The sequence below is a fragment of the Exiguobacterium sp. KJ 601 genome (assembly GCF_027161185.1).
GTDB lineage: Bacteria > Bacillota > Bacilli > Exiguobacteriales > Exiguobacteriaceae > Exiguobacterium > Exiguobacterium profundum.
This window is the reverse complement of sequence record NZ_JADHZG010000001.1, coordinates 421,289-433,288: the sequence shown is the minus strand read 5'-3', so window position 1 is coordinate 433,288 and position 12,000 is coordinate 421,289. Positions and strand designations below refer to the sequence as shown.

At 51.9% G+C, this 12,000-nt stretch carries 11 protein-coding genes and 1 other annotated feature; of the genes, 5 read left to right on the top strand and 6 right to left on the bottom strand.

What is annotated here, in order from left to right; all coding sequences use genetic code 11:
- Positions 1 to 604 precede the first annotated feature (604 nt).
- The 4 genes from IRJ25_RS02340 to IRJ25_RS02325 all read right to left on the bottom strand — a co-directional run bounded on the left by IRJ25_RS02340 (position 605) and on the right by IRJ25_RS02325 (position 5,706).
- Positions 605 to 3,238, bottom strand: a complete 2,634-nt coding sequence (locus IRJ25_RS02340; protein WP_269317694.1) for a S8 family peptidase — start codon at positions 3,236 to 3,238, stop codon at positions 605 to 607.
- A 111-nt stretch (positions 3,239 to 3,349) separates the two neighbouring features.
- On the bottom strand, positions 3,350 to 3,796 hold the full coding sequence (locus tag IRJ25_RS02335; protein ID WP_214815779.1) for a hypothetical protein: 447 nt from the start codon (positions 3,794 to 3,796) through the stop codon (positions 3,350 to 3,352).
- A 51-nt stretch (positions 3,797 to 3,847) separates the two neighbouring features.
- A complete protein-coding gene (locus IRJ25_RS02330) occupies positions 3,848 to 5,158 on the bottom strand; it encodes an Ig-like domain-containing protein (RefSeq protein WP_269317693.1) in 1,311 nt (436 codons plus the stop codon).
- 173 nt (positions 5,159 to 5,331) lie between these two features.
- The gene (locus IRJ25_RS02325) at positions 5,332 to 5,706 is read right to left on the bottom strand and encodes a nuclear transport factor 2 family protein (protein ID WP_143180225.1); all 375 of its coding nucleotides are present in this window, start codon (positions 5,704 to 5,706) and stop codon (positions 5,332 to 5,334) included.
- Between the two features lie 169 nt (positions 5,707 to 5,875).
- Between IRJ25_RS02325 and IRJ25_RS02320 the strand changes: the two genes are divergently transcribed.
- The 3 genes from IRJ25_RS02320 to IRJ25_RS02310 are packed head-to-tail and all read left to right on the top strand — an operon-like array spanning position 5,876 to position 8,700.
- Positions 5,876 to 8,101, top strand: a complete 2,226-nt coding sequence (locus IRJ25_RS02320; protein ID WP_269317692.1) for a C40 family peptidase — start codon at positions 5,876 to 5,878, stop codon at positions 8,099 to 8,101.
- A 12-nt stretch (positions 8,102 to 8,113) separates the two neighbouring features.
- Positions 8,114 to 8,398 (top strand): hypothetical protein, encoded by a 285-nt coding sequence (locus IRJ25_RS02315; RefSeq protein WP_159562839.1) that lies wholly within the window; start codon positions 8,114 to 8,116, stop codon positions 8,396 to 8,398.
- Between the two features lie 35 nt (positions 8,399 to 8,433).
- Positions 8,434 to 8,700: a hypothetical protein gene (locus tag IRJ25_RS02310; RefSeq protein WP_269317691.1), complete on the top strand. Its 267-nt coding sequence runs from the start codon at positions 8,434 to 8,436 to the stop codon at positions 8,698 to 8,700.
- A gap of 49 nt (positions 8,701 to 8,749) precedes the next feature.
- Positions 8,750 to 8,981 (top strand) — a binding site (T-box leader).
- Here the strand turns inward: IRJ25_RS02310 and IRJ25_RS02305 are convergent.
- A complete protein-coding gene (locus tag IRJ25_RS02305; protein WP_264092855.1) occupies positions 8,978 to 9,556 on the bottom strand; it encodes a DUF3885 domain-containing protein in 579 nt (192 codons plus the stop codon). Its footprint overlaps the feature before it by 4 nt.
- Before the next feature lie 44 nt (positions 9,557 to 9,600).
- On the opposite strand from IRJ25_RS02305, the gene trpE reads away from it, so the two are divergent.
- Both trpE and IRJ25_RS02295 read left to right on the top strand, forming a co-directional pair.
- Positions 9,601 to 10,932 (top strand): anthranilate synthase component I, encoded by a 1,332-nt coding sequence (gene trpE / locus IRJ25_RS02300; RefSeq protein ID WP_269317690.1) that lies wholly within the window; start codon positions 9,601 to 9,603, stop codon positions 10,930 to 10,932.
- On the top strand, positions 10,929 to 11,501 hold the full coding sequence (locus tag IRJ25_RS02295; RefSeq protein WP_269317689.1) for an anthranilate synthase component II: 573 nt from the start codon (positions 10,929 to 10,931) through the stop codon (positions 11,499 to 11,501). The genes trpE and IRJ25_RS02295 overlap by 4 nt, the downstream gene beginning before the upstream one ends.
- A gap of 151 nt (positions 11,502 to 11,652) precedes the next feature.
- On the opposite strand, the gene IRJ25_RS02290 is transcribed toward IRJ25_RS02295, so the two are convergent.
- Positions 11,653 to 11,979 (bottom strand): hypothetical protein, encoded by a 327-nt coding sequence (locus tag IRJ25_RS02290; RefSeq protein ID WP_269317688.1) that lies wholly within the window; start codon positions 11,977 to 11,979, stop codon positions 11,653 to 11,655.
- Positions 11,980 to 12,000 lie beyond the last annotated feature (21 nt).

Genomic DNA, 12,000 nt, shown 5'->3' with positions numbered 1-12,000 from the left:
GAAGTCTTTGCAAGAATCATCTTGAACAATTTACCAAGACTGTTCTTGGAAAACCTTACATCCATAATATACATAACACTTCCAAGCGACACAAGCGTTTTTTTTCGCAAAAATGGTAACGTTTTTGAATTTTGGAGATTTTAGTTTAATTCATTTTTAGATTTACCTTTTTTGGAAATGTCGAAACACGTCGATTTTTGTTGATTTCATGCGTTTTTGGCGGAAATAATAGTTGAAAACCATTTTTATACCATTAATTACCTTTAGTATTTAATTTACAATGTCGATTCTCAAAGTCCAATGTTTACCTTAGTTATTTCCAACTCATAAAATCATTGACCTGTTTAACAAAACCAAAGTTATCCAAAAGTATCGGGTATGTTCCATTTTAGGCATCTGCGCCTCTCGTTTCAACCTTCTCTCGTGCCGTGAGGACTTTCGACCCATCCGATTACAGACGAATCGTATCCTCATGACGCCCTTTTCTCTGTGAGATCCACTTTTCCATCATTCGAACCTTGTCAGGTCACCTCGTCTTTGGCATTCACTCCATACAAAAAGACGGATATGCCCATCGGCATACCCGTCTCCCGTTGTCACTAGCTTATTTGACGATTGCACGTGTCATTTGTCCGGCACGGCCGTTCAAATCTTCCACGTGGATGTAGATTGATTCTCCTTTACGGAGAGCCCGCGTCTTGACGCTGTACGTGCCGTCCGGACGGATCATCGCCGTCCCGAACAGTTGACGCTGCGCATTGCGAACGACAACCGTCATACCCGGTGTCGCTTTACCAGAAACCGCTCTCGCACCAGCACGGAGCGTTGTGACCGCTGGACTAGCCGGACGTTTGCCCGCCGCCACGATCAACCGTTCCGTCGACTGATACTTGCCGTTCGTGTAAACGACGCGCAAGACTGTCCCTGCAGGTTGTGGTTTCATCTTGAACGATGCGACTGCTTGCTTCGCCGTCCCGCGTCCGACGACTTGATCGCCGTTATATACAGAGACGACCGTGCCAGACTTCACGTTCACTTTGAAGTTTGCTGCATTTTCAGCCACGACCGCACGGTTCGCGTTCAAACGGAGCATCGACTCGGCGCGGTGAAGGTTCACCTTCCCGTAACCGCCTAACACGTCGTAATACGCCACTGGTAACGTGAACTCGACACTCATGTCTTCAAATGCCCATTCGTCTTCCTCATCCACCGGTACTTCCGGCACATCTCCGCCTGAGAAGGCGACCGGGTCAGCCGTCCGTTGCAAGAGCGTACGGATCGACTCGACCGAGAGGGTCGGGTGTTGTGATTTCAAGAGGGCCACGACGCCAGCGACGTGTGGAGTCGCCATGCTCGTTCCGTCCAAATAAACGACATTCCCATCTGGGACAAGGCTTGCGATTTTCGAACCTGGTGCCACGACATCGACGCCGTATCCGAAGTTCGAGTAATCTGCGACGATTCCGAGGGAGTTCGTCGCTCCGACCGAGATTGTATACTTCGAAGAGGCCGGATAAGATACTTCCGGTTCACTTTCATTCCCCGTCGCTGCAACGACGACGACACCGCGGTCATAGGCATACTTCAACATGTAACCGATCGTACGACTTTCGCCGCCACCGAGACTCATGTTGATGACTTTTGCTCCAGCATCGACCGCATATTTGATTCCGAGTGCGATTTGATCCGTATCACCCGTCCCGTCTGCTCCGAGCACTTTGACTGGGAGGATCGATACGTTCGGTACCATCCCGCGCATCGAGACACCGTTGTCTCGTACTGCCCCGATGACACCTGCTACGTGCGTCCCGTGACCGTTCTCATCGCGAGAGCTTCCATCCCCATTCGGGTCCGTGAAGTCTTTTCCGTTCGCGACATCGACTTTTCCTTTAAAGTCGAGCAGACGATCATCTACACCTGTATCGAGTACGGCTACTTTGATTGAACGACCTGGAAGACGGAGTGCCTCATAGCCTTCTAATCCGACACCCGCATACTTCATCGGTTGAAGAACTGATTTTTCATTGATTGCCCATTGATACTCATAGCTCGAATCTGTCGCAAACGCTTTGTACGTCTGGACTGGCTCGATGAACTCGACGTTCGAATCGGCGTTCAACGTCGCTTTCGCTTTTGCTTGCATCTTCGTGCTTGCCGACTCGACGTCAACGAGCGCGAAATAGTCTCCCGGACGACCGATCGAGATACGCTCTGCCGATACATCCGTCATCGCGTTCATCTTGCCGATCGATGTCGATGGTTGTGATTTGTATTTGACGATATAACGCGGTGTATCCACCGTTTGAAGCTCCATTCCAATCTGTGCGAACACGTCTTCCACCGTCGAGCCGGCGAGGCGTGTCATATCGACCGATGAAGCCAAGTCATTGACGTCCGACTTGATTCCGCTCGGTACGCTTGATTTGACCAAGGCGTGCATGCGGTTGATCGCAGCCGCTTCATTTTTCGTGATGGTGTGACTTTCTTTGTTGACGAGTGACGTGATGAGCGGACGTAACGTCTGAAGGTCCGTCAACGCCTCTTCGCGTTTCTGTTTGTCGAACGCCAACTTGCGGACGATGTACGGGGACGACTTGTAGTAAAGTGCCTCCAATTGACGTCCTTCTTTCGATCCACCAAGGATCTCTTCTTGCAGGCGACGAATCAATTCGAGCAACCCGCCATCTTCTGGCATCGGGAGCAACGATTCGACCGGACACATCGTTCCGTTTCCTTCTTCATACTTCACTGGGAGTTTCACTGATTTATAACCAAGTGAGACATCTGCTGCCGTCGGTGGAATCACCGCGCCCTCTTCATCGATTGTCTCGAGTGGCATGTATTCCACTTTGATGTAATATGGACCTTCCCATGCGTATGGGAATTGGATTTTTGCGACTGACGTCTCTGCGTCAGGAGAAGCGCTCGCCCGGTAACGATCGAACGTCTCATCGGCCGCTGCCGTCTCAGCGCTCGGATAGACCGAGATGTTCGTCACAGCAGATGCTTCCATCGCAATCTCCATATGTGTCATGGCTGAAGCTTCTCGCTCCATCTTGAACCAATACGTGTTCACCGGATCTGTCCCTGTCGTGAAGTCGACAGTCTGTCCTGGTGTAAGTAATGTGGCCCCGCTCACATCGGCCGCGCCAGCTGCCATCGTCCGCATTGGGACGAGCGACACGACGAGCGCAAGGACCGATACAAATGCAACGAGGCGTTGCAAAGCTTGTTTCATACCTTTTCCCTCTTTTCTTAAATAGTGAAGCACTTGGCTCCACGTTGTTCTACGTTATTTATCGGTTTATGTTTCAAAAATGTAACAAAAAGATTTCTAAAACATTTCGATTCATTCTTCAAACAATTGCTCGTTGTTCAACTTTTTCCGTTCGAGCACTTTCAGATTCGTCTCATGGTGGGTCCGGTCAAAGAAAATCCCAGCGACCTTGATGAAACGGAAGTCGATCTTATTCCCGTATCGGTCGGTGTAGTCGATCTGCTCGATTCGCAAGTACCCATGATCTTCGGTCGCGCTCGAGAACCGCTCGAACTTGAACTGGCGATCGATCACATAATAGAAGCGCTCTTCCTCCATGAAATAGATTTCCTCGACACCGTACTCGTTTTTCATATAACGCTCCGTCGAGTTCTCACTCACGACGTTCAGCATCGTCATGCACCAACCGAGTATTAATAATAGAAGAAATGCTTTCATCCACCATAGGAATCGATTCGAGGAGATCGGGGTCACCGGCAGTGGTTTGAGCGAATAGATGAGATCTCGCTTGTCTTTCATGTTGCAACTCCGTTCACCAAAAAGACCGGTGTCTCCACCGGTCCTAAAGAATTAGTATCCTGCGTATTGGAGGGATTGGATGAATGCGCGTTTCTCCGCACCCGATAGGTTGAACTCGAGGTCGTAGTCCGTTCCTTGGACCATGACCGTGATCCGGTTTTCCGGACGGACGTACTTGTCGACGAAGCTGATGAGTTTCGCATCTGGCTGGAACAAGTATGACTCTTCGACCGAGCCGTCCTCATACTCTTCGTAGTAGACTTCGTAATCATTGATGTTTTGCGAATAGGTCGCACGACCGACACGGAGCGTTAACTTCTCGAAACCAGCGACCGAGCCATCCTCCGTGTAGCTGCTGAGGAGGAAGCCGAGGCCCGACTTCGACGGATGTCCGACGAAGAGTGGCACGAACGTGTCCGCGTATTTCGTCGTCGAATCTGCATAGAAGACTTCTTTATGAACCGTCAACTTCATACCATCCACGTAGACACGATGGAAGTTGTTGTAGAGCGCGTGCTGTACTGTGATTGTCTTCGATTGGCTGACGTTGCCTGCGCCGTCACGGATGACGAGTGACATCTTCTGCCCCATCGCTTGACGCGGGATCTTCACGATGAACTTCCCAGTCGACATGACCGGTGCCGTGTATGACTTCGTGCCAATCTTGACGATGGCCGTCGCATACGGTTCGGCTTTTCCGAAGACACCGTATGATGCCGCCGTCACGGACTGTGTCAATGTCGCCGTTCTCGGTGCGACGCGGTCTGTGTAGACGCTACGTTTCGAGACGTCGCTCGTCGCGCCTTTCGTCGAGATCGTCTTCGCCGAGAGCCATGAGTGGGCCGGTTGCGGTGCGATGCCACGACGGTAGAGCCCGTTCGCATCGAACTTCCCTTTATACGTGCTGCTGCCGATCGAGAGCTCGACATATTGTCCCGGCTCCCCGACGACGCGTACTTCACGTGACGTCTCCGTCAACGGTTTGATGACTGGTGCGTCTGGACGTGCGTTCGGGTCTTCGGCGACGATGGCACGCGTCGTGTCACTCACGTTGCCGCTCGCGTCGACGAGACGGACGTCGATGACCTTGCCGACCGACTGTGGTGACATCTTGAAGACGGCCTCGCCACCTTCGAGGATTGTACGGACGTATGTCTTGCCGTTGATCAAGATCTCCGCTTTCGCAGCCACTTCACCTGTGATCGTGAGTGCTGTCGATGTGTGGAGTGGTGCCGATAATACCGGTGCGTCAGGAGCAGTCACGTCTTCAGACGTCTCTGCGTTGACGATTGTCGAAGGCGCGATACCTCCGAATGCGAGTGTGGTAGCTAGGAAAAGTGCTGCATATTTCGGTTGTTTCATAATAAGTAGGGTCCCCCTCAAGAATAATGACAATCGTTTACAAATTTATTATAATCTGTCCTTTTTCAAAAGGGTACATAATTTTTCTAAAATAGTCATATATTTTTCAAATTCACATTTCCTTCATTTAATAAAAAAAGACACTCCATCGATTCGGAGTGTCTGAACGCTTATTAACCTTCGTTGATCATCGTCGCTTGTCCGCCTTGCCATAACCAGACGCCATCTTCTTTCACATAAAGATGAAGCATCCAGAAGCGACCTTCGTACGCGTTCGTGCCGAGAATGAACTTCTCCTCGAGCAAGAGTTGGACGACGGCGAGGTCACCGCGTACCGTCTCATCGAACGTGACCGTGTCCTGTGCGATCCATTGAATCGCTGTCGGGTCGACGAACTGGTCTAAGAACGTCTCTTTATCGAACTGACGCCCGCTCGAATCGACATATCGGAACGAGTCGTGCATGAGCGCCCGCATCGCGTCGAGATCGCCGGCCACTTGATGGGCCGATCGGTCGTCAGAAAGTTGTTTCATGTTGAGTGTCTCCATAGTTGTCCCTTCCTTTCCCCGTCCATCATAGCACAGATGGTCGCAAACGAACGAGTGGAATGCTGAGTACGGATTCCTTCAATCATTTCCCTTTTATCGAAATAAGCAACCTTTTTCATCTCCACTATGTATATACTAAAAACTGTAAATTTCATGAATCGAGGTGGAAATGTTGAAACGAATCTTCAGTTTGCTCTTTCTCTTTACCTTCTATTGGACACTCACCGCTCAAGCGGTCGGGTCTGAGGCCTTGCTTCGTGCCGGCACGACCCTCTATGCCGATCCAGAAGAAACGGTCGTCCTCCTGGTCACAGACCAAGCGGAGCGTGTGGAGGTCCATGAGGTGACCGAGACCCATACGTCCGTCACCGTCGCTTCACAAAAAGGATTCGTCCGAAACGACGCCTTATCATACGCTGTCACCCGTTACGTCCATACGGAGACAGAAGCACACGATGCTGCCGGAAATGTAGCCGCAACACTCGCCATCGGGACAGCGGTCGACGTCTTCGATATCGAAGGCGACCTTCTCCTCACGACGGACGGGACATATGTCACCCGTGACGCCCTCGGAGAGACAGTCCCGGAGGCAGTGACCCGCTACGCTAAAGAAGGAGCGACCCTCTCGTCTTCACCAGATGGTGGAACCATGACTCCACTTGAAGCCGGTCAAACCTTGAACGGCCACCTCATCGACGGAAAGATGCGTGTCGATCTAAATGGAACTGTCGGATACATCCCGCTCTCGATGACAAATCGAATCCCGTTCAAGACGGACTTGCAATTCGTCTTGACGACATCCTCTTATATGAATGAGGACGGAGAGATCATCGGGACGATTGTCCGAGGCAAACGAGTAAGCGTATATGGCACAAATGGCTCGATGGCCCGCCTTTATCAAAATGGCATGTACGTGTATATGAAGCGAGATGCACTCGCTCCCAAGATGCCCCGCTACGCTAAAACGGGGAGCCGCTATGCTCAAAAAGAGGCATCGATTTATTTAGACACAGACAAGAAGCAAGTCGTCGGTTCACTCAAACGGAGCCAACTCGTCAGCATCTATGGAACAGACGGTCTGTTCACCCGTGTCTATTACAACGGACAATATGTCTTCGTCGAATCCGCATCGCTTGGGACGACGGAGCCACCTTATCTTAAAACCGGACAACGGTACATCACGAAAAACACACCGGTCTATGCTCGGACGATGAAATCATCCAAGACGACCTTGTCCCTGAAACGGGGACAGCTCGTCTACATCTATGGCACCCGTGGAAGCTATACCCGCATCTTCACGAAAGGGAACTATTACTTCGTCCCGACGAGCGTGACGAGTACGAAAAAACCACCTCGCTTCGAAGCGACAGGGAAACGATACAGCCGATATAACGAGGTCGAAGTATACGCCTCGACCTCAATCGCGAAACAAGTCGGTTCATTGAAACGAGGTCAGCTCATCGAGACATATGGGACGAGCGGCTACTACACGCGCATCCGACTAAACGGAGCCTATCGCTATGTCGCGACTGGCTACCTCGCTGTCTCGAAACCGACCGCGAAGCCGAAGGTAGGAACGGTCTTCTATACACAGTTCAACGGGACGCCTTACTTCTCGGCTGACGTTGCGTATGGTCGTCCTGCCGGCACTCTGTCCCGTGGGACGAAACTCGTCGGGCTCCGCTCGATCGATGCCGACTTCTGGCACGTCCGTCTTCCGTCCGGGAAACGTGTGTACGTATTGAACCCCTATATCGCCGAGACGAAACCGAAGGCGATTCAACCGGCGAGCGTCTATACGGCCGCCCACTATGGGACGACGAAGAAGACGCCGTTCTACGCCAACCCGAATGACACCCGTCCGATCGGGTATCTCGATGCCGGTCGTCGCATCTACCCTCGTGGGAAGAGTGGTGACTCCTATCTCATCCAATACGACTGGCGTCCGGTCTACGTCAAGACGAAAGACATTCGCATCAAACGAGATGCCTTGTTGAAGAAACGGGACAACTCACAAAAAGAACGCATGATTGCCGTCGCGGTGAAACATCTCGGGACACCGTACACGTGGGGCTCACAGTCTCCGCTGAACGGCGGTTTTGACTGTTCCGGTCTCATCCACTACGCAACGAATCAAGCCGGTAAAATCGGTGGTCGCACGAACGTGTCAGGTTACTGGCATAGCGGCCATTTCAAGAACAAACGGACGGGGATCACGAGTGGCCGTCGCGGGGACATCGTCTTTTTCGCCGGCACGTACAAATCCGGTCCATCGCACATCGGCATCATGCTCGATGATGAGTTCTTCATCCATGCCGGGGGCGAGATGCTTCAAATCAACTCGATCCATGACCCGATGTGGCGCCCGTACTTCCTAGGGTACAAATCGTTATAAGGAGGATGCTCCATGTTTGACTATATCGATCCGTTCTTATGGCAACTCGTCATCGTCCCGTTTCTCACCATCGGCGGTGGTGTCGTGGTCGCCATGATCATGAAACGGGTTTGGGTCGGCCCTGTGGTGACGTTCTTGTTGAACGCCATCATCGAATTGACGTACTTTGCCGTCTATTATGACCACAGTCCGTTCGATGTCAGCCATCTCAGTTCGTGGAATGTTATCTTCCCGCTGATTTCGCTCTTGTTCTCGTTCATCTTCGTCGGATTGTTGAAAACAAAAAAATCTGCCTGATGTGTCGTGATTAATCGTTATAAGGAGGACTCTTCATGTTTCACTATATCGATCCGTTCCTATGGCAACTCGTGATCGTTCCAACGTTTACGATTGGACTAGGGGTCGCCGTCGCATTGCACTTGAAGCGCTTGTCTATCGCTCCCTTGATCACGCTCTTCGCCTACTTGGGCATGGAGTGGTTCATGTATCGGGGCACCCTCTTCTTCTTTACGAAGTGGTGGCTCCTTCCCCTTTTGGCATTGGGGATCACGTTCACGTTCATCGGGAAACGTCAGGTGGGGCACGCTTCGGTCAAATGATGCTTGACAATGCATCTTTATCCCGTTAAAGTAACGATAACATTCATACGAACTCGCGATGAGAAAGAAGAGTAGCGCGAAGGGACGTCTTCAGAAAGCCGGTGGTCGATGCGAACCGGTGTCGTGCCTTGCGTGAATGGGCTTTTGAGCGTTCAGACCGACATGTAGGCTCTGACGGGTCCTCCCGTTATCGGGGACAGCGAATGATGGTTCGCGATGAGTGGGAAGACAAGGCGTCTTTCAACGAAGGTGGCAACACGGGGAATCTCCTCGTCCTTCATGTCCGATTGGGCATGCGGGACGGGGAGATTTTTTGTTTGAGCGATTGGAGGTGGGCTGGTGACGTACCACGGATATACGCACCGCGGTCATCGTATACGAACAAGACGTGACCCTCTCGTTCGTGGATGAACTGAACGAGCGGATACGTTGTGAACTCTCCGTTCAAACGAGGCTTTGATTTTGTATAAAAATCTTGATAACAAATCGCCTCGAGGAGTGGTCGCACACGGATTTCGGACTTGTCTGCTACCGGCACGGTGAACATCCATAACGGTTCGTCATCGAACGTGCACGATGTGGCGGTCGTCTTGAAGCGCACCGATTTGTCCCGGATATAACGGAACAAGAGGGTCGGCTTGACGGGCTGTCCATGTACATGCCAAACGATTCGGATGGGGTCGCCCTCTTCGAACAACGCATCAAACAATTGCTGGGCATGACGAACGACTGCCTCAAAATATTCAAGATTCAGTTCATATGATTTGATATCAACGTAAGGTGACAGCGTGTCCTCGAGTTCGATGTGCTCGGTCAACGCTTCACCTGAAAATTGGTCAGGTCGTAAGACTGACATCGGCATATCCCCTTTCTATTACCCATTATAAGGAGGTTCTTTCAATGCAACAACGGATCATTAATGGTGACGAACTCACACCGGTGGCAATCTTCCACCGACTACAAGGTGAACGAAAGGTATTACTCGAAAGTCGCGCGGAAGGCAAGCACGGTCGCTACTCCATCATCGCGGCGAACCCGGTCGAGACGATCCGAGTCGATGGGAACGACGTGACAGATGCAACGAGGACAATCTATGCAGACGACCCGCTCCATGCCTTATCCGAACGCATCACCCGTGACGACTTCACTGCACCGTATCCGTTCATCGGCGGTGCCGTCGGCTATATCGGTTACGACTTGCTTCGGGTGTATGAACCGATCCCGAACACGCCGACCGTGACGCGTGATTTGCCGGACGCCCTCTTCCAGCGCTATGAGACGGTCGTCTTATACGACCACCTCGAGGAACAGGTCATCTTGATCGATACGAGCGAGACGGATGCGACGATGCGACTCGAGTCCATCCAGGAACAGCTCGAGACTCCGGAGACGCACGCCCTCGAACCGGTCGTCCGGACGAGCGAGCGCATCTTGACGCCGAAGGACGAATTTATCGACCGCGTGCTCCAGGCGAAAGAGGCGATCCTAGCGGGCGAGGTGTTCCAACTCGTCTTGTCGCAACGAATCGACGCGACGTTCACCGGGGACCCGTTCCACTTTTACCGGACACTGCGGAAACAAAATCCGAGTCCGTACTTGTTCTACATCGACCTCGGGGAAGCGATCGTCCTCGGTGCTTCTCCTGAAAGTCTCGTCCGGGTCGAGAACGGCAAAGTGACGACGAACCCGATCGCCGGGACACGCCCACGTGGGAAGACCGTCGAGGAAGACATACGTCACGCGGAGTCACTCCTTCAAGACGAGAAAGAACTCGCCGAGCATCGGATGCTCCTCGACCTCGGACGGAACGATATCGGGCGGGTCGCCAAAGTCGGCACGGTCACCATCCCGAAACACATCGAGCTCGAACGGTTCAAAAACGTGATGCATCTCGTTTCCGAAGTCGAAGGGGATTTACGTGACGATGTGACCCCAATCGATGCGCTCCGTGCCTGTCTTCCGGCAGGTACCGTCTCCGGGGCTCCAAAGATTCGGGCGATGCAGTTGATTGACGAGCTTGAGACGCTGAAACGGGAGGTCTACGCCGGGGCGGTCGGCTATCTCGACGTCCGGGGCGGGTTCGACTTCGCCCTTGCCATCCGGACGATGGTCGTCCAAGGTGACACGGCCCATGTCCAAGCAGGCGCCGGCATCGTCTATGACTCAGACCCCGTATCAGAATATGAAGAAACGCTGCATAAAGCCAAATCCCTTTTGGAGGTGTTCGCATGATTCTCCTCATCGACAACTACGATTCGTTCACGTATAACGTCTATCAGGACGTCGCCCGCTTCAGTGACGTCTGCGTCATCCGGAACGATGAACATAGTATAGAAGAAATCCGTCGCATGAACCCGAACGGCATCATCCTCTCCCCCGGTCCCGGTGGTCCCAAAGACGCTGGTGTGTCGCTCGCGGTCGTTCGAGAACTGTCCGGCTATATTCCGATTCTCGGGGTCTGTCTCGGCCATCAGGTTATCGCCGAGGCGTTCGGCGGGGTCGTCGGTCGGGCGAACGAGGTGATGCATGGGAAAGTCTCACGGATTAATACGTCACCGAGTGTCTTATTCGAAGGCTTGTCGATGGACGTCATGCGCTATCACTCGCTCGTCGTGCAAGAGACGGACCTGATTGTCACGGCGGAGACGACAGACGGTGTCATCATGGCACTCGAACACCCGACCCATCCGACGTACGGTGTCCAGTTCCATCCCGAGTCAATCGGGACCCCGGATGGACGTGGGATCTTCGAACGATTCGTTCAGTTGTGCACTCCCTCTTCCACAACACAACTGATCTAATCCTACCAAGATGAAGCTTGTTCATTTCATTCAGATGGACTTGATTTAGCTGACAATGACAAAGGAGAGGGTGACTTTTAACTTTTGTCAGTCTGTAAACTCAAAAGACTGCACCTCCCAATGCGAGATGCAGTTCAATATGAATAAGCTCCTACAGTAGCCTAGTTTTCTTTAATTGCTGAATCAAATGAGCTATTATCACTCGCCCGTTCACTTGAAACTCTTGAGGATACTCATCTGGTTGAAAGATTTCTGCTCCATTCCGAATCCATTTTTCTCTGTAAACAGTCATAGCTTCTTCTCTCGATAAGAAGACTCCCTCAGTCATTTCCACATCGTCGTCATCACCAAATTGAAAACGGCAACAAGAACAAATTTCAAATGAAGGAAGGTTGTACTCGTTGTAAGCCGGTTCTTCTAAACCATTATGACCACACACAGGACAGATATGATTCATTTGTTTCACCTCAAGATTCATCACTTATCCCTGATTGAGACG